The organism is Vibrio lamellibrachiae, assembly GCF_050337265.1.
Classification (GTDB): domain Bacteria; phylum Pseudomonadota; class Gammaproteobacteria; order Enterobacterales; family Vibrionaceae; genus Vibrio; species Vibrio kyushuensis.
The window spans coordinates 40,798-59,864 of record NZ_JAKJSU010000004.1; the positions used below are offsets into that span (position 1 = coordinate 40,798).

Below are 19,067 nucleotides of genomic sequence, written 5' to 3' on the forward strand. Positions count from 1 at the left end.
AAATCGAATTCAGTAATATAAATATCAAATAATTCCTATGCAGTAATACTACTGATTACCCCTATTAAACATTCATAAATAATAGCTCAGAAATCAAAATCTATTTAACCTAAATCAAAGGTCTTGAGCTATGTTCAAAAAGAAAACCTTCCTACAGTTAGCAATGGGTGCAGCACTCGCATCAACTGCAATGGCAAGTTACGCCACTACCGACACCAGTCGCCCAAATATTCTCGCAATTTGGGGTGATGACATTGGTATTGATAACATCAGTGCTTACACCAGAGGTCAAGCTGGCCACTGGACACCGAATATCGACCGAATCGCGAATGAAGGCGTATTGTTCACTGATTTCTACGGAGAGAACTCGTGTACCGCTGGTCGTTCAGCGTTCATTACTGGTCAACATCCAATGCGTACTGGTCTAACAAAAGTAGGTATGCCGGGCGCTGCTGAAGGTATGCGTCAAGAAGACCCGACCATCGCAACAATGCTAAAAGATAAAGGCTACATGACCGGGCAATTTGGTAAAAACCACCTAGGTGATCGCGACGAGCATTTACCAACTGCGAATGGCTTTGATGAGTTCTTAGGTAGTTTATATCACCTAAATGCGGAAGAAGAGCCTGAGAATCCAGATTACCCGAAAGCGCCTGGATTTAAAGAGCGTTTTGGTCCTCGTGGTGTAATCCATTCATTCGCTGATGGACGTATTGAAGATACAGGCGCTCTGACAATTAAACGTATGGAAACAGTAGATGAAGAGTTCCTTGAAGCTGCGCTTGATTTCATCGACCGTGCTCATAAAGAAGAAAAACCCTTCTTTGTATGGTTCAACTCAACACGCATGCACGTTTGGACTCACCTAAAAGAAGAGTCTAAAGGGCTATCAAAACGTGGTGGTCTATATGGTGATGGTCTAGTTGAACATGACAACATGGTCGGTCAGCTACTCGATAAACTCGATGAGTTAAAGATCGCAGATAACACGATCGTATCGTACACAACAGATAACGGCGCAGAAAAGTGGTCTTGGCCTGATGGCGCGACATCACGCTACTACGGTGAGAAGAACTCCACATGGGAAGGTGGATTCCGCGTACCTGCAATGATGCGTTGGCCAAACAAAATACCAGCAGGCAGTGTTGCTAATGAAATAGCCGCGCATAACGATTGGGCACCAACATTTCTTGGCGCTGCTGGAGAAAAAACAATTGTTACTGACCTGAAAAAAGGTAAGAAGCTAAACGGTAAAGAGTACAAAGTTCATTTGGATGGCTTTGATTTGATGCCTGCACTTAAGAAGGGTAACAACACAACCGCTGATAACTCTGTGGAATGGCCTCGTAAAGGTTTTGTTTACGCAGCCGATGATGGTCACATCTCAGCAGTCCGTATGGGCGATTGGAAAGTGATGTTCACAGTGAACGAGTGTCACGGTATTGAAACTTGGCAGTGCCAGTTTGAAGAGCTTCGTTTCCCTTATATCTTCAACTTACGTCAAGACCCGTATGAGATGGCTCATAAAGAAGGCATCGGTTACCAACAGTGGCGTGTTGAGCACCTTCCTTACATGTACTTGGGCGCGGCTTATACGTTCCAATTCTTGAAAACATTCCAAGAGTTTCCACCTCGTCAGGTACCGGGTTCATTCTCAATCGATAGAATTGTTGAAAAAATGAACATTTGGCAGAGAGCGCAATACCAATAAGCATTTGAGCTAAAAATTGGGAAAAGCAATGAAAAGCGGACGTTAAGTCCGCTTTTTTATGCCTATCGAAAGCTCTGCAATTCACCATTAAGAAGAAAGGGACAAAGCAGTAATACTACTGATTACCTAAGAGTGTCGCTGGTGAATAATGTGCACAGACAACAAGCAGCACCAATCAATTCTTAGGGAAGTAACAACACAGTGAATGTGAGCGAATAAGAAGAGAAAACATCATGACAAATCAAACTCAACGTAAAAACATAATGTTGCCAAAAGACGCTCCGGCTAAACGAATGAATATTATGACTAAACCTATAGGTTCAGCGTGTAATATTGATTGCACTTACTGTTACTACCTAAGTAAAGAAGAGCTACTGGGCCATGAAAGTGGTTGCGAAACCAAAATGACGCCAGAGATGCTCAATACTTACATCAAAACATATATCGAACAGCACAATTTCCCTGAGATCGTATTTCATTGGCAAGGTGGAGAGCCAACCCTACTTGGTGTTAACTTTTTCCGCGATGTTGTTAGATTGCAAAAGCAGTACTGCCCACAAGGCGTAAAGATAGAAAACAACCTCCAAACCAACGGCACACTCCTTAACGACGAGTGGGGCAAGTTCCTAAGCAAAAACAAATTTTTAGTCGGTTTGAGTATTGATGGCCCAGAGATGATCCACAACGCCTATCGTACTAATCGTGCTGGTCGCGGAACGTTCAAACAAACCATGAAAGGTGTGGAAATACTTCATAAGCACAAGGTGAACTTTGCAACGTTAACCTGTGTTAATAACTTGACTGGTTCGAACCCTTTAGAGGTTTATCGCTTTCTTCGTGACGATATCCGTTCGCCACAAATGCAGTTTATTCCGATTGTTGAACCTAAATCGTTTCGAGATACCGCGCCTCAAAAATGGTCGGATGATGAGATCCTCTTCCAAGGCATGCCAGAAACTGAACCAAGCCACCCTAATTCAATTGTAGAGGCTTGGTGTGTATCACCTACACAATGGGGATCCTTTCTATGCACCATCTTCGATGAATGGCTAGAAAATGATATTGGTCAGGTGAACGTACCATATTTTGAATCGTGCGTGGAAACCTGGATGGGTCGAGTGAATCCATTATGTACTCTTGCTCCCATGTGTGGAAAAGGCTTAGCCATCGAGCATAACGGTGACGTGTTTGCTTGCGACCATTACGTATACCCAGACTACAAACTTGGAAACATTAATGATGCTTCGTTAGAAGACATGCAGTTCTCTAAAGGCCAAGAAGAGTTTGGTCGCGCCAAAGAGTCAACATTGCCGAAACAGTGCCGTGAATGCCCTTACCAATTTGCATGCTTTGGCGAGTGCCCCAAAAACCGCTTTATTAAAACACTCGACGGAGAGTTCGGTCTGAACTACCTGTGCGCAGGTTGGAAGCAGTTCTTCTCTCACATTGACCCATATGTCTCGATGGTTGTGGCGACTATGGGCTACCCAGTTCGCAAAGGCATTAATGCAGACGCAATGAAAATTAACTTTAAGTAGGGGGTTATCATGAATAAATTAATAGCAGTACTAGCCATGTTTACTGTCTCGATTACTCCAATCGCATCTGCCGAAACAATCGATACCAATGATATTGATAGACTATTTAATCAAGCCTCAGTTGACGCAGTTATTTCAATGGCTTACCAGACGAAAAGTGCAAGATACACTGACTTTGCTCAGCTTTTTAACTTGTGCCAAAAACGCCCGCAAGATGAACGTTGTGGTGATGAGTACAAAACAAAACGCACCAATTATGAGGTGGCGAAATCCAATCACGGCGCTTTAGTGATGGTGAATACGCCTGAGTTTCAGTCTCTATTTATGCCTGAAGTGAACTACCCAGAATTTGTCGGTTCACTAAAAGCATTGGGGTATCTAGACTCAGATCTTGAATCCTCAAAAACAAATCAAATCAATCAAGAGCAACTGCTTGTAGCACTGAATAGATGGCTAGATTCAAATGGGTTTGAGCAAACATCTGAGATCTATTTTATGCATGCTTTATTAGTTAGAGCGCAAGAGCTATCTCAACAGCTTGAAAGCTAGGGTGGGATACATGAATAAACTAGAGAATCTGACTTGTTCATATTTCAGCGTTATTCTTACGGGCGTCATTCTAATCGTTTCTCACATGAGCTTTGCGACCGAAGTTCAAGTTACTGATAAACTGATGACTGAACTTGAGCAGCAAGAGGCTTTGCTCGCTGAGTATTCTCAAAGTGAGGCTTTGGGCCTTGAACAAAGAATCTCAGCTACTGTTGCTCTTGGTGATTATTATGGGGCAAATGCGATGATCGCGGTTGCTCGTGCTTCACGTTCAGAATATCAAGAGCTTCGTATTGCCGCCATTCAAGCCGCGGCACAATGGCAAGGAAAGGCAAAGTGGGATGTCGTATCTCCACTCCTCAATGACCCCAACGGCTTAGTGAAAAACGAGGCGGTTCGTACCCTCATTGTATTGTGGCCAGTGATGTCCCAATCGTATATCGAGATACTAGAGCCCTCTGTTGATGAGTATTTAGATAACTTGCCTGCAAGCTTAGAAGGAGATCTCGAGAGAGCGTGGTTCTACCGAACTCAAAGCAAACATCAACTAAGTGAAGCGTTGTATTTGGAAATGCATGCTACATACAGTGACCCTCGTATTTCAATCGTTCAGGCAGAGTACTTAAATAGCGCTGATAAAAACGAACAGGCTATATCAGTTCTAGAAGTTAGTTTATTTGAATTTCCTAGCTATGCGCCGACCTATTACAGCCTTGGTTTAGCGTATCACCGAGAAAACAATTCGGAAGAAGCTATAACGCACCTTGAGCGGTCATACGAAATAGATCCTAACAGCACCACATTTGGGTACGCTTACGCAACGTTAGTCGGGGTATCAAACCCTATGAAAGCAGCGCAAGTGTTCCAAGATATCTACGAGCTTAACCCTGAACCTACTTATCTATATGCATGGTGTAACGCTCTATTAAGCGCTGGTCAGGCTGCTGACACTTGCTTGATTGAACTTGAAAAAGTAGCACCCAAAGAAATCGTTGCTGATTTAAGACAGCGTTATTAACCCTCTTTAATTGTATTCGTGAAGGAAAGCTCAATGCCGACTGACTCTGACTCTGTAATTTCAGCCTCTTATACTGCAAAGGCTGATAGTTCAAACGCTACTATTTCAAACACTGCTATTTCAAATGGTGCTAATTCAAATACTGTTATTTCAAGCTTAATGGAACGGGTAAATCAATCCATTGTTGGGCAAGAGATCGTTACTAAATCAATGATCATTGCTTTGCTAACGGGCGGTCACATTTTACTTGAAGGGCTTCCGGGTACCGCAAAAACTCGCGCAGCGAAAACACTTTCCGAGCTTTTAACGTTAGGATTTAGCCGCGTTCAGTTTACGCCCGATTTATTGCCTTCCGACGTAACTGGCACTCAAATATATCATCAAGAGGAAGCGACATTAACGTTCCAACCGGGCCCTATTTTTCACTCAATGGTATTGGCAGACGAAATAAACCGAGCACCAGCCAAGGTACAAGCGGCACTGTTGGAAGCGATGGCGGAAGGCACGGTGACAGTAGGTGGCGAAACCATGAAACTGCCCGATCCCTTTTTGGTCATAGCGACCCAAAATCCAATTGAACAAGAAGGCACATATCCGCTACCTGAAGCTCAAATGGACCGATTTATTATGAAGGTTGATGTGGAATATCCTGATGCAGATGCCGAGATGGAGATCATCGATTTAGTAAGAAAAGAGGAGTTTGGAGAAGCCCTTATCGATAAACAAGAGTTTAGCGGTATTGAGCAAGCCGCTGAGTGTATTGCACAGGGTAAAGACGAGGTGAAGCGCGTTTATACCGCTCAGCCGATCAAGCAGTACATTGTAGATTTGGTCATGGCGACTCGTTTTCCACACCTTTATCCGCACTCGAATTTAGATAGTTGGATAGAGGTCGGCGTCAGCCCTAGAGCGTCGATTTCTCTTGATAAGTGTAGCCGTGCTCATGCGTGGATTGAAGGGCGTGACCACGTAACGCCTGACGATGTAAGAAGTGTTGTTCATTCTGTACTAGGGCACCGTATTACGCCAAGTTTTGATGCGCTGTCTAATTCCGTCAGTTCAAAGCAGATTGTTGATGAGCTTTTGCTTAGCGTTGCGCTGACGTAGGGGAACACTATGAATATCGATTACGACCCAAGAATCGCTGTAAAGTTTGAAGCCTTAATGGCCATGAAGTTGAAAACGGCAGGTTTTCGTTTACCCCCATCCTCTAAATTGTCGAGCCGTTTGGCTGGCTCAAATCGCTCAAAGTACCGTGGCCGCGGAGTGAATTTTGAGGAGTTTCGCCACTATCAAATGGGCGACGATATTCGTAGCTTGGATTGGCATGTAACTCAGCGTACTGGTGAGCCGCATGTTCGTCTTTACAGTGAAGAGAAAGATCAATCGGTAATATTGTTCGTTGATCAACGTAGCAGTATGTATTTTTCTACCATCGATACAATGAAATCAGTTGTTGCGGCCCACATCAGTGCCTGCTGCGCATGGAAAGTGACAAAGGATAGTGACCGTATTGGTGCGATGCTGTTTAACGACCGGGATATTAGTTGGTATAAGCCGCAGCGAAATTCAGCCCACGTATCACGCATTCTGCGGACGCTAACGGAGATGAATAAAGCGCTATCGGAAACCCAAGTTAAGCAGCCTTCGCAGGTCATCGAGTCGGGCTTTAGTCGAGGGCTATTGAAACTAAGCAGACAGAAGCTCAAAGGTAGCTTGGTTGTTATGGTGAGTGATTTTACCAATTTATCAGATGATGACCTAAATCGCATTAAGTGGCTGAAGCAACATAATGATGTATTGGGTGTTTCAATCAGTGACCCAATGGAAGTAAACCTCGCATTCGACGAATCTGCAAATATAAGTGACGGGCAACTACAGCTCCCTGTAGGTCCGTCATTGAATTCAAAATTGACTTTGTATAATCAAAATAATGCGATACACAATGAACGTATACGTCACTTAATCCATGCTGGTGGTATGGATGTCATTCAACTTGATACGTCTGGTCGTCATCTTGCTCAGTTTATAGAGCAGGCGAGTGGAGGTCGAAGTGTCAAACAATAATATTCTTTTAAAAAACCTGATAGAACCCTCTGCTCGTCCAAGCATTGATTGGTTCCCAAGCACAATAGGATGGAAGTGCCTGTTAATCGTATTGGTCGCAGCTGTAATATGGGGAGGGTATCGTTGCTATACACGGTTAAAATCTGAATCGTATCGACGAAAAGCGATCAAAGCTTTGAATCAAATACCATTCACTCATCCAACGGCGCTAGAGCTTCAATCAGAATTAAGACGCTTTAACAGTGTTGTAAAGCACGTCGCTTGTTTTGCTTACCCTAACTCGCGTGTCGCTATGCTTACAGGTCAATCGTGGGTCGACTTTTTATACAAAACAACATCGAATAATGACCTTGATAGTTCTCTGTTAGAACGATGGCAAAGTGAGCTCTATCAATTGAAGCTTGTAAACTCGTGGGAAGTCGCAGACTTGAATAGGCTTAGGATCCTGTGTATTACGTGGGTAAGAACTCATGATAGGAGCGACTATGATCGAGTTTGAAAACCTTTGGGCGTTTTTTCTCATACCGTTACCTGCTGTTGTCTACTACATTGCCCCGCGTCATCACACTCGCCAACTGGCTGTTATAGTCCCTTTCTTTAGCCTACTCATATCGACTTTGAATTTGAGTGCGAGTAAAGGTGCAAGTGAGTTGAGCGCGACACCTTGGCAACGATTATCGCTTATCTCTGGCTGGGTGTTACTTATTATTGCCGCTGCAAAACCTATGTGGTTAGGACCAGAAGAGACTCGGCATTTGTCTGGTCGCGACTTGATGATGATTGTTGATCTATCAGGCTCGATGGCAACGAATGATTTTACCAATGCGAATGGAGAGCAGATATCAAGACTAGCCGCATCAAAAGAGGTCCTGAGTGAGTTCAGCCTACAGCGAAAGGGCGATCGCCTAGGCTTGATTGTGTTTGGAGAGTCAGCTTACGTTCAATCACCGTTCACCGTGGATCATGACGCCTGGTCCAAATTATTGAATGAAACCCAGCCGTCAATGGCAGGTGCCAGCACCCATTTAGGTGATGCAATCGGTCTTGGAATTAAAACCTTCATTTCAGAGGCAAGCGCTGTTGATGACAATGGACTAGAGAACACAACTAATAGTAGCAAGCAGAGAGTCATGATTGTGCTTACCGATGGGAATGACACCGATAGCTTGGTTCCACCGATTGATGCTGCAAAGGTGGCAGCCGCTCATAATATAAAAATCCACGTGGTGGCTATGGGTAGCCCGAACACGACGGGAGAGCAGGCGATTGAGATGAGTGTTATTGAAGAGATTGCGGATATTACCGATGGAGAGAGCTTTCTGGCCATGTCACCAAGTGAATTGAGTAATATCTACCAAGCAATTAACCAGATTGAACCACTCGTGTTTGAAAGCTTTAGCTATCGGCCAAAAACGAGTTATCACTACATTCCAGTGATCATTGCCATCATTCATCAGCTTATATTTATGGCATTCAGCGTGGTTCGACGTCGAAGTCTGTTCCTTACAGGTGAAGGTGTAGGGGCGAAATGATCATGATGACAGTGATTGAAAACTTTCACTTTACTAGACCTAGTTGGTTATTGCTTACTCTGCCTTTCTTAGTGCTAGTGATTTTGAATTGGCGTGGTGAGAACCGAGGGAATGCTTGGGCAAAAAAGCTACCTAAACACTTACTAAAAGCGCTACAGGTCGGAGACTCTAACTGGAATAGTCGCATACCGATTAAAACACTCTCAGTCCTGGGTATTATGGCGATCCTAGTGGCATCTGGCCCAAGTTGGTACCGACAAGCGTTGCCGTTTGGCGAAAGCACGACGCCTTTAGTTATCGTGTTGGACGTATCAAATTCAATGCAGCAGCAAGACCTAGCACCGAGCCGTTTGTTTCGAGCCAAACAGAAAATACTATCGCTTATTGAGTTAAGACAATCAGGGACTACAGCGTTAATTGTCTATTCCGGAAGTGCTCACATGGCGATGCCTTTGACACAAGATATCGAAGTTTTTAGACCACTGTTAGAGTCAATATCAGCTGAAGTGATGCCTAGAGACGGTAAGTTTGCAGAATATACCTTGGCCGTTATTGAGCAGGTATTACCTGAAAACAGCAATAATGCGACGGTGTTATTGGTGACCGATGCAGTAAATCAAAAAGCGTTTAACGAATATCAAGATTACTTTGGCGTTAAACCGTATCAGTTACTTGTGTATGGAATTGGCGATGAAGCGATCACTACGCCATATCCGTTGGAGTCTCGAACGCTTTCGTCTTTGGCTCGATTAACGGGGGGAGAGTTCGTTACGTTTACTCAAGAACAAGGGGATATAAAGAGACTTAACCGTGAGATTATCTCGTTTTCTGAGCTTTCTGGTGGCGAGTTTGAACCGTGGCATGATGCAGGATATCCATTAGTTTGGTTCATCATTGTCCCTTACTTATTGTGGTTTCGAAAAGGTTGGCTGGTTAAATGGAGTCTCGTCTTTTTAGTTTGTAACGCGTCATTATTTCCCTCACCTGTTTACGCAAGTGAGCTTAATTGGCTTGATGTATGGTTAACGAGAGATCAGCAGGGTGCACTGCACTATGACAGGGCCGAATATACCAGCGCAGCAGAGTTGTTTGAGAATGAAAATTGGAAAGCTGAATCGTATTACCTTGTAGGGGATTACGAAACTGCCCAGCAGTATTACATGCGAAATGATGATGTAGCATCGCTGTTAGGCGCTGCTGCTTCACTCGCTCACATGAAAGAATACATAGCGGCGAAAAAACTCTATGAAGAGATTCTACAAATTGATCCGAGTAATAAAGTCGCAGGTAATAATCTACAAGTAGTGACCTCAGTTATCGAACATATCGATACCTTCACTCAAAGCCAATCGAATAGTAACGAGCAGCAAAGCAGTAAAGAGCGCGGTGACAAACCGAAAAGCTCTGAGGGCATATTACAAGAAATCGACAAGAAGCAGCTAATTCAAGAGTCGTTGTCTGCGAAAGATATTCTCAATAATCCAGTAATGAACGAGAAGTGGATGAAACGTGTAGAAAGTGACTTAGCCAATTTTCTAGCGACTAAGTTTCATCTACAGCTTGAACAAGGAAAGGGTAGATCGACGGAGTGGCGTGATGAGTAAAGGTCTAAAAAAATCCGTTTTTAAATTGTTGCTTATATCGCTGCTAATATTTGTCGGACATGCTCAAGCAAGCGTGATGAGTGAGCTTCAAGAACAAGGCAAAGTGAGTATAAAAACGTGGGTGAGTGGGGACATTGAGTCAATTTCAACTCATGAGCAAGTGATTGTTAATATAGAGGTATCCACAGATACTTGGTTTACTAAAGGCACGCGAATTCACCGTATTGAGGTCGATGATGCGCTTGTCATTAATCGTAGTTCGTTTGCCATAAACTCTACAGAACGTATTAATGGAAAAACCTACTCGAAACAACTTTGGGAAATAGTGCTTTACCCTCTGGTTAGTGGGGAGTACCGAATTCCGCCAGTTACCGTTGAGCTAGAAGTGAAAAATGGAAAAGATAAGGTTAGCGGGCAGTTAACGACGAGTCCTTTGAGGTTTCGCACACATAAGCCAATGGCACAGATGACCAAAAGTCATCACTGGGTGACAGCTACGGTTTTAGAAGTAACGGATCGATGGGAAGTGATTCGCTCAGCATCGAATGAGGTAACGGAAGAGTCATCGGTTCGTGTAGGTGACTCTTTGAAGCGAGTGATTACAACAACCGCGAATGATACTAGCATCATGCTATTACCGGACTTATTACAAGAACCAGTGCTGATGATTGATAGCTTAGCGTTTTATCCTCAGGCGGCAAAAAATGAAGAGCACCAAGTTCGTGGTGAACGTTATTCAAAAAAAGTAGAGACAGCGATATATATCGTTAAACAAGCAGGACGCATTACCCTTCCTCCTATTGATGTTTACTGGTGGAATCCAGATACCAAATCAAATACGAAAGTAATATTAGAAGAACAGACTTGGCAGGTAACTCACACCTTTTCATCATGGATTAGTTTGTATAAAAGCATAATTATCAGCTCTGTCTTGTTGGTGTTATTGATAACGGTAAGTTTATTTAAGGTATATAGGTACTATAAATCAAGATCTCTACCTAGGTGGGTTAGAACCCTTATAGCGATAAAAAGAAATTTATTACCGAATTTTGAATCGGTTTTATATGAGCGCTTATTAATAAAATATGACCGATATAGGTTGATAGACGGAAATAAATTAGCTGGAACGTCAGATAATGAAGAAATTAAAATTGTACATCAACGATATAAGCGTAATGAAACAGAAGATTTATCAAGATACCAATTAATTAATATATGGATAAGATCTATAGCTAAAAAGTATTAGTTACTTCGGTTGGTTCTTGGTGATTAATAAAAAACTCGAATAAATGCAGTAATATTGCGGTATTTTCATTCCACCAATTTAGTAAAAATGACCACACATTCGAAGTCGCACTAGCGATGAAGTTAAAACAATCGATAGGGAAAAGTGGTCATTATGAAAAAAACAATCTTAGCAATTTTAATTGCATCAACAGCTACATCAGCATTTGCGGTTCAAACGAGCTCTCAAAATAGTAAACCAGCATTTGAATTTGATCCTGTACATAAGGACCAGTTTTCAGTATCAGGATCTTTTGGTCTCGGCGGTTACTACGATACTGAGTCTGATGCTTTTTATGATGACTGGGCAACAGGAATGACCATTGCTGTTAACTATCAAAACAACCGATTCCTAGGCTATTTTGAAACAGATTTACAAGTAAATTGGACGACAGATGACAAAGCAAATCCTTGGGATATCGAAAGCGGTACAAACACCGATGTAGATAAAGCATGGTTAGGCTTTGATACTGGTTACGGTATTGCTTCATTCGGTTGGGAAAATGATACTGCACTAGACAGAGTGGACGGTGCTGGTGATATGACTTATGAGTTTGGAGCTTCTGCTGGAGATGCTTCAGATGCTTTTAACGTCGTAAAATTTGAAGGTTCTACAGTAGGTGTGGCATATGGTATCTCTTACTTTGAAACAGAAGATAGCCATAGCCTTGCGGACAAAGGCATTAATGGTTACCTAGGATATCAGCATGATGCATTCAATGTATATGCGGGCTATGAAGAGCGCGATGAAGCAGACTTTAGTGTTATTTCACTTTCGGGTAACGCTAAGCTAGGAAAGATTAAAGTTGGTTTTAACTCATGGAGTGATGAAGGTAAAAAAGACCTAGAAGTTAACTCTAACGACTATCAAAATAGCGGTTATTACTTATCTTCGGCGTTTTCTATTAACGAGCAACTAACTCTTGCAGCAGGCTACGGCGCAAATACCACGGAAGAAATTGGTCAGGCTGATGAAGACAAAAGCTACTATAACGTTGCAGCCATGTACACACTGAACGAACGAGCGGATATGGGTATCGATATTAAACGTGATATCGACGCTGGCATCGATAGTGACGAAGAGACATATGTATTTGCAGCGGCATACTATTACTTCTAATTCCCCAAAACTGTAGCCAGTTAGTCCTTAACTAACTGGCTAGTACTGCCTTTAATTCCCCTATATCTGGTAGCCTAATATTAGGGTTTACCACATTTAGATTATGTAAATGTGGATTTAAGTTCGGAGTTAAAATGATTATTGATATTGTTGCTAAGGGTAGTATTTATGGCAACGAAACAACTTTTCGCTGTGAGGCTAATAAAGAAGGATACTTTGAGTTATCGAAAATAATAGGAAGGAAGTCTGGTACTAGACCACAAAGCCTATGCAATAAAGTATATGTAGAGACAAAAGAGGAAGCGGCGAGATTGTTGCTGACGAATAAGTATTACATATCTTTAACTGGACGATATTCAGGTATTCACAGAAAATCGTTAAGAAGGATAGCTGCTTGTACAATTGTGAAGGTTTAATTCTAACGGAACAGATATTAGCAACAGGCAGGCATCTTAAACCAATGCCTGTTGCCATTAGATAACCACTGATTTAGTTTCCAATTTGTTTCTTACTCACCAAGTGGTTTGAAGCCGCAGCTGCTAACAGTGCAGCACCGATAACTAAGGTTTGAAAATAGGCAGGGACAAGCGTCAGCATGCCGACGGTGAGTGTCATGATGATAAGCGCCCCAATGAAAGAACGCAGAACTTTGCCTTCACCGCCACTAAACGCAGTACCGCCAATGAGTACGACTAATATAGCGGTAAGCTCCATACCATCGCCGGATAACGGATCACCGATGGACATGAAACTCGCACGGGCAATACCGGCTAAAGAAGCACAAGCGCCTACGATAGCGTATAAGCTAAATACGACTAACCCTGTCTTAATGCCGGATAGCTTCGCTGCGGTTGGGTTGCCCCCTGTCGCTGCGGCGTATTTACCAAGTAACGACCGATTTTGCAGCAAGATGAGGAAAGCGGTCACACCAACGGCTACCCAAAACGCCATCGGTAAGCCCATCAATACGGCGTCTCGTCCATAGTCATTAAACCAACCAGGCATTTTCATATCGCCCATTGATTTGATGGCCGATACACCATCTTCTACCAGCAATAGAGCCACACCTTTATACAAACTCAGTGTTATTAATGTCGCAATAACTGGGGTAATACCAAACTTTACGACTAACAATCCGTTAAACGCCCCGAGTAAAACACCACAGAACACCGTAATAGAAAATGCCGCCCAAAACGGTACACCATTAATAGCGAGTAGTGCATAGATAACAGCACTTAAACCCATGGTACTTCCTACGGAAAGGTCGATATAACCCGAGACCATCAATAACGTAAACGCCCCCGCTAACACTAAGATTGGCGCAGAAACACGTAAAATATTGATGATGTTTTTCTTATACAGAAAGTTACCGCGTTCGAACAGGGCGTACTGTTCTAAGTTAACACTACTAAGAAAAATCACGATCGCAGCTAATACAAAGTAAATGTAGTAGTTGAGGATAAACTTAGACACTTGGTTACCGAAGGACGACGGTGTGTTTAACATTTTTGTTGAATCAGACATGACGTTCACCTATTTATTTACTTCGGTTATTTACTGCGAAGGGACAAGGCCCACGTTTGAGCTGTAATGGCTAAAAACACGGCGACCGCCCTTAATATAAATTGCCAGTCGGGTGACAAGGTGAGGCCGGTGGCTGCTGATGTCACCACCGCAAGTATGATGGCGCCAAAGAACATACCGATGACAGAACCAAACCCACCTGCAATAGCAATACCGCCGAGAAGTGCAATAACTAACGCATCAAACTCCATAAGTAGTCCACGGTTAGAGAAGCCAGATTTGAACTCAGAAGAGAGCAGTATCCCGACTATTCCAGCAACTAAAGCACTAAACAGATATAAGTAAGTAATATGCTTGGCATTATCAATACCAGACAGCTTCGCGGCTTCAGGGTTCGCACCAATCCAGTAGGTAATCCGTCCGAATACGGTTTTACGCTCAATAAAAATAGCCGCCAAAAAGAGAAGAAGCATGAAGAGAACGGGGAACTGCATAGAAGTGCCAAACACTTTTAGACTGCCTAATACACCAAACTCGGAAGGTAAGTTAGTGTTTCGTTGTGAGCCCTGAGTAATAACTTGTGCTATTCCTCTTGCAACCATCATTGTTCCTAACGTGACAATGATAGAAGGGATTCGAAATCGAACAACGAAGAGGGCATTTAGCCCACCAATGACTAATGCGCCCAACAGTGCACCTACAATCGCTAGCCAATAAGGCAAACCAAGGCCGGAAGAGAGAGCAGAAGCACCAGTGACCGATTGAGCAAACCATACAGATAGAACACCTGACAGGGCGACAATTCCTCCAACCGAGAGGTCAAAGTTTCCAGAAATAAGCAAAAACGATACGCCAACCCCGAGTGAAATCACTGCCCAGTTATTGGTGACTAAGTTCAGCATGTTCTGAACTTGAAAAAAGTTTGGCACCAAGACGGACGCCACTAAAAACAGTCCAACAGCAACTAGGGCGACCAACAATGTAATATACATTTGGTCACTGACTTTACGGCGTTGTACTGGTGAGTCGTTTAATTTTATGGAAGTATTTAACATACTGCCTCCTCAAGGCCACCAGTAGCAGCGTTCAAAATATAGTTTGTATCAACGTCCGGCCCATTTTTAATCTCAGAGACTAATGAACCGTCATAAAGTAGGAATAAGCGATCGCATACACCGAGTATCTCTTCTAATTCTGTAGAAAATACCGCGACAGAGTTACCTTCATTGGCAAGACTTTTAACGAGATCATAAATCTCAGTTTTAGCACCAACATCGACTCCGCGTGTTGGTTCATCTAACAGCAATAATTTGGCTTGAGAGAATAGACATTTCGCGATCACTATTTTTTGTTGGTTGCCGCCTGAGAGTTTCTCGGCGGGTTTTTCAATCGAGCTTGTGGCAATAGACAGCTTTTCAACATAATCATTAGCGGCATTGAGCTCATCGTCTGCTTTGAATACCCCCAAATCTGACATTCTTGGTAAGTTCATCACAGGAATGTTTTCGCGAATAGTCAGACTGGTAAAGAGCCCTTGTGTTCTACGCTCCTCGGGTACTAACGCAATGCCAGCCGCTAGTGATTCTTTAGGGGAATGGCCGATCTCTTCGCCATTGAGTTTAATGCTGCCTGTTACTTTGTCAGCGCCAAATATCGCTCTTGCGATTTCCGTCTTTCCAGCGCCAACAAGGCCATAAAATCCAACAATTTCGCCTTTGTTAATATCGAAAGAGACGTTATTGAGTCGCTTGTTATTGAGATTTCGAACGGATAAAAACGTCTCGTCAGTGACGGTGTCTCGAGGGGTATAATCATGGAAGATGGTTCGGCCGATCATCATGTCGATGAGCTCTGCGCGTCCTTCCACTTCAGAAATGGGTTTGGTTGAAATATGTTTACCGTCTCTCATGACAGTAACGGTATCCCCTAAGGATAGAATTTCATCAAGCTTGTGAGAAATGTAAATAACGGTGACATTTTGAGCTTGAAGGCGTCGAATTACCGTGAAAAGCCGGTCAACTTCACGCTCAGATAAAGCGGCGGTTGGCTCATCCATAATGATAATGTTGGCACCGGAAGAGGCTGCGCGCGCAATCTCCATAATCTGTTTTTGGGCGACGCCAAGCGTCGAGACTCTAGCGTAGGGATCAATCGAAGGTTCTATCGTTGCCAACGTTCGGATCATTCTCTCTTCTAAGTCGGATTTTATTAAAAAGCCAAATCTACTTTTTTCCATGCCCAAGGTTAGGTTTTCAAGTACCGTTAGCTCGTCAACAACATGCAACTCCTGAAAAAGGGTAGCAATGCCGGATTCTCTGGCGGATTGTGTCCCTTTTGGGCTATACGGTTTACCGTTTACTTTCATGGTGCCTTGAGTTGGGCTGATAGCGCCTGTGATCATTTTCACCAGAGTCGATTTACCCGCACCATTTTCACCGATTAAGCAATGTACTGTGCCGTGTTCAATTGAAAAACTGACATCGTTAACCGCCCGCACACCGGGGTAGTCTTTAATGAGCCCTTGAATTGAAAGAACAGAAGTAGAATTTTGACTATTCAAGATGATCTCTCCTTTAGTTGTTGGTTCTTCAAACTGTGAATCAGTGTCGGCAATACAGTTGAAGTGACCTTTCCTTGTCTATGAGATTTGAATCTAACTTCAGTTAACATGCGGCTTAACGCTATATTAAGCCGCAGTTGACTGTTACTTAGTTATAAGCGGTCACATAATAAATGATGTTAGTTACTAAATTGCGCGTCTAACCATTGCTGTGCGTCTGGCTTCGGCATTGACCAATAAGAGATGGTGTATGCTTTATAGAAGAACTCTTCAGCTTCAACGCTACTAGGTGCTACTTTTTCATTGATAACGTCCATCACCAAGTCGATACGTCCGCGTGCAGTTTCAACGGGTGGAAGACCCATAGATAGCTTCAGGCTAGAGTCGGGATCATAAATTTGGTCAAACTCAACCGAGTCAAAGTCAACACTCGCAACGATTTCAGTATGAGGTTTACCATTTTTAAACTTACCTCGGCCAAGCTGAGATAGCGCAGCCATTGTTCCCACAGTTAAGTTCGAAGCCTCTGAATAGATAAGGTTGACCTCAGGTTGCTGAGTTAATAAGTCGACAACAATCTGTTTTGCAGCTTCTTGACCGCCACTTGCATCTAAGGCCCCAAGGTTTTTCGCGGTAGGGTCTACAGATAATACGCCCTCAGCAAATGGGTTGGTTCGGCCTGAGCTTACTTCGGTATGGTTTGGCCAACCTAGCTGAACCATAACGATAGGTTTGTCTGGGTTTGCTTCTTTCCATGTTCGAGCCATTTGTGCGCCCATATCAAACGATACTGTCGCCTCATCGCTACGTGCGGTCGGGATGCCTGTATCGGTAATCGGGCTGAAGAAAGAGGTCATTGCGATATTCTCTTCCAGTGCTTCTTTCACACCCGGTGTGGCTGCTTCGCCATCCCAAATGTGAAGTGATGCACCATCAAATGCGCCCGCTGCAACCTGATCGATGTTTTGTGTCATGACCGCAGAGTCGGCTTTCCCATCAAAAATAACCACTTCCGCGCCATACTTCTCTTTTGCGTAGCGTTTCGCTTCGGTTGCTTGAGATTGGTGGAAAACATTCGACAAGTCTGAAACGAAAAATGCTATTCGCTCATTTGCCTGTGTCGTAGCAGCAAGGCTTGAAGCAACAAGAATACTTGTAGCGATAAGTCCTTTATTAAAAATCTTTTTTAATGTTACTGACTTCATGATCTTCTCCATGTGTATTAGGTATTCACTTGTTGTTATCACTGATTTGAATTTTCTTTCAAACGGTGAAATGTATTTCACGTGTTAAAAGGTAGTGAATGAAAATTGGACGGTCAATGGCATATTGATACATTACGTATCAATATTGTTAAAAATGTGATCGTTCGCAACAAATGAGCCAAAACGAAACTTTTTGTATCGTTTTAACTTGTAAAAGCCTCTTGTTGTGATTATTTTTTACACAGATGAAATAAATTTCACTGCTTATGAACAAATAAATGTGCCCTGATTGAGCTTAAGAAAAACAATACCGCTCAATAAATCGCGACTATATAGATAGTTGTATAGAGAGAAATACAGGCCGAGTGGACAGTGAACTAGGGAGAGATTATGGCGATGAGTGAACAAGACGACATTTTAAGGCAAACAGCTAAAGTTCTGACGTTACGTTATATGGAGAACCTAAATCAATCTGATATAGCTAAGCAGCTTGGTTTGTCGACGGCCAAAGTGAACCGCGTCATTAAGCAAGCTCATGATGATGGGCTGGTGGAAATAACGCTGAACCTGCCACAAGAGAGAACTCATACGTTGGAGCAACGAATGCTCGACGCTTTTGGGCTCAAGACGGCTGTGATTCAACCTAGCTTAAGCAAAGATGAAAGTGTCATCACTCGCCAAGTGGCTAAAGCAGCTGGCGAATTACTGATAGAAACGGTGAAACCAGACAGCGTTATTTGCATCAGTGGTGGTAAAACCATGTCTCAGATTGTGGAAGAGATTAAACCGATGAGCTTTCCTAATGTCCGGGTCGTCCCCGCAACAGGGGGAATCCAAGGGCATCATTTCACGGATGTGAATTATCTCGCAAGTCGGTTAGCTGAAAAACTAGGGGGTAGCAGTACTCAGCTCCACGCACCTTTGTTTGTGGATACCGATGAGCAACGCTCAATACTGATGGAAATGCGCAGTATTAAAGAGGTATTGGATCTCGCAAGAAGTGCGGATATTGCTTTGGTTGGCGTTGGCTCTGTCGCCAGTGAGAGTGACAGTTATTACGATTTACGCTCGTTAAGTGGTCACCAAGCAGAAACGGTCATCAGCGCTCAGTGTAAAGGCGAAGTTCTTGCGCATCTTTACGATGAAGATGGAAACAAATGTGCTGAACATATTAACCAGAAACTGATTGGACTGAATCTACAAGAATTGAACAGTATCGAACACAGCATTGGCGTAGCAGCGACTCATTCAAAGGTCGATGCTCTAGTCGCGGCACTAAAGGGGCGACTAATGAATGGCATAGTTTCGGATGAAGATACGGTAGCCCGTGTATTAGAACTCATTAAATAGGAAAA

Annotated in this window: 17 protein-coding genes; 13 read left to right on the forward strand and 4 right to left on the reverse strand. The window is 43.2% G+C overall.

Annotation, left to right across the window (positions count from 1 at the left end):
• Positions 1–130 precede the first annotated feature (130 nt).
• The 12 genes from L4C54_RS00400 (at position 131) to L4C54_RS00455 (ending at position 12,839) form a co-directional block, all read left to right on the forward strand.
• Complete coding sequence (locus tag L4C54_RS00400; protein WP_428802108.1) at positions 131–1,711, forward strand: arylsulfatase; 1,581 nt, start codon at positions 131–133, stop codon at positions 1,709–1,711.
• Between the two features lie 233 nt (positions 1,712–1,944).
• Positions 1,945–3,249, forward strand: a complete 1,305-nt coding sequence (locus L4C54_RS00405; RefSeq protein WP_428806643.1) for an anaerobic sulfatase maturase — start codon at positions 1,945–1,947, stop codon at positions 3,247–3,249.
• A gap of 9 nt (positions 3,250–3,258) precedes the next feature.
• The gene (locus L4C54_RS00410; RefSeq protein WP_428802106.1) at positions 3,259–3,798 is read left to right on the forward strand and encodes a hypothetical protein; all 540 of its coding nucleotides are present in this window, start codon (positions 3,259–3,261) and stop codon (positions 3,796–3,798) included.
• A 10-nt stretch (positions 3,799–3,808) separates the two neighbouring features.
• Complete coding sequence (locus L4C54_RS00415) at positions 3,809–4,816, forward strand: tetratricopeptide repeat protein (protein WP_428806644.1); 1,008 nt, start codon at positions 3,809–3,811, stop codon at positions 4,814–4,816.
• A gap of 159 nt (positions 4,817–4,975) precedes the next feature.
• Complete coding sequence (locus L4C54_RS00420) at positions 4,976–5,923, forward strand: AAA family ATPase (protein WP_428807376.1); 948 nt, start codon at positions 4,976–4,978, stop codon at positions 5,921–5,923.
• Positions 5,924–5,932: 9 nt separating this feature from the next.
• Entirely contained in the window at positions 5,933–6,883 is a 951-nt protein-coding gene (locus tag L4C54_RS00425) for a DUF58 domain-containing protein (protein ID WP_428802104.1), read from the forward strand.
• Positions 6,870–7,382 (forward strand): DUF4381 domain-containing protein, encoded by a 513-nt coding sequence (locus L4C54_RS00430; protein WP_428802103.1) that lies wholly within the window; start codon positions 6,870–6,872, stop codon positions 7,380–7,382. The genes L4C54_RS00425 and L4C54_RS00430 overlap by 14 nt, the downstream gene beginning before the upstream one ends.
• Positions 7,369–8,415: a VWA domain-containing protein gene (locus L4C54_RS00435; RefSeq protein ID WP_428802102.1), complete on the forward strand. Its 1,047-nt coding sequence runs from the start codon at positions 7,369–7,371 to the stop codon at positions 8,413–8,415. The genes L4C54_RS00430 and L4C54_RS00435 overlap by 14 nt, the downstream gene beginning before the upstream one ends.
• Positions 8,412–10,019 carry a VWA domain-containing protein gene (locus tag L4C54_RS00440; protein WP_428802101.1) on the forward strand — a complete coding sequence of 536 codons (1,608 nt, stop codon included), beginning with the start codon at positions 8,412–8,414 and terminating at the stop codon, positions 10,017–10,019. The genes L4C54_RS00435 and L4C54_RS00440 overlap by 4 nt, the downstream gene beginning before the upstream one ends.
• Positions 10,012–11,265: a BatD family protein gene (locus L4C54_RS00445; protein WP_428806645.1), complete on the forward strand. Its 1,254-nt coding sequence runs from the start codon at positions 10,012–10,014 to the stop codon at positions 11,263–11,265. Before L4C54_RS00440 ends, L4C54_RS00445 begins: the two co-directional genes overlap by 8 nt.
• A gap of 153 nt (positions 11,266–11,418) precedes the next feature.
• Complete coding sequence (locus L4C54_RS00450; protein WP_428806646.1) at positions 11,419–12,423, forward strand: porin; 1,005 nt, start codon at positions 11,419–11,421, stop codon at positions 12,421–12,423.
• 134 nt (positions 12,424–12,557) lie between these two features.
• Positions 12,558–12,839 (forward strand): hypothetical protein, encoded by a 282-nt coding sequence (locus tag L4C54_RS00455; protein WP_428802098.1) that lies wholly within the window; start codon positions 12,558–12,560, stop codon positions 12,837–12,839.
• Between the two features lie 73 nt (positions 12,840–12,912).
• Here the strand turns inward: L4C54_RS00455 and L4C54_RS00460 are convergent, their stop codons facing one another.
• The 4 genes from L4C54_RS00460 to L4C54_RS00475 all read right to left on the reverse strand — a co-directional run bounded on the left by L4C54_RS00460 (position 12,913) and on the right by L4C54_RS00475 (position 17,712).
• On the reverse strand, positions 12,913–13,947 hold the full coding sequence (locus L4C54_RS00460; protein WP_428806647.1) for an ABC transporter permease: 1,035 nt from the start codon (positions 13,945–13,947) through the stop codon (positions 12,913–12,915).
• Positions 13,948–13,973: 26 nt separating this feature from the next.
• Positions 13,974–15,002 (reverse strand): ABC transporter permease, encoded by a 1,029-nt coding sequence (locus L4C54_RS00465; RefSeq protein WP_428802096.1) that lies wholly within the window; start codon positions 15,000–15,002, stop codon positions 13,974–13,976.
• On the reverse strand, positions 14,996–16,507 hold the full coding sequence (locus L4C54_RS00470; RefSeq protein WP_428806648.1) for a sugar ABC transporter ATP-binding protein: 1,512 nt from the start codon (positions 16,505–16,507) through the stop codon (positions 14,996–14,998). The genes L4C54_RS00465 and L4C54_RS00470 overlap by 7 nt, the downstream gene beginning before the upstream one ends.
• 179 nt (positions 16,508–16,686) lie before the next feature.
• Positions 16,687–17,712: a sugar ABC transporter substrate-binding protein gene (locus L4C54_RS00475; RefSeq protein ID WP_428806649.1), complete on the reverse strand. Its 1,026-nt coding sequence runs from the start codon at positions 17,710–17,712 to the stop codon at positions 16,687–16,689.
• 390 nt (positions 17,713–18,102) lie between these two features.
• Here L4C54_RS00475 and L4C54_RS00480 point away from each other — a divergent pair, with 390 nt between their 5' ends.
• The gene (locus L4C54_RS00480) at positions 18,103–19,062 is read left to right on the forward strand and encodes a sugar-binding transcriptional regulator (protein WP_428806650.1); all 960 of its coding nucleotides are present in this window, start codon (positions 18,103–18,105) and stop codon (positions 19,060–19,062) included.
• The last annotated feature ends 5 nt before the right edge of the window (positions 19,063–19,067 follow it).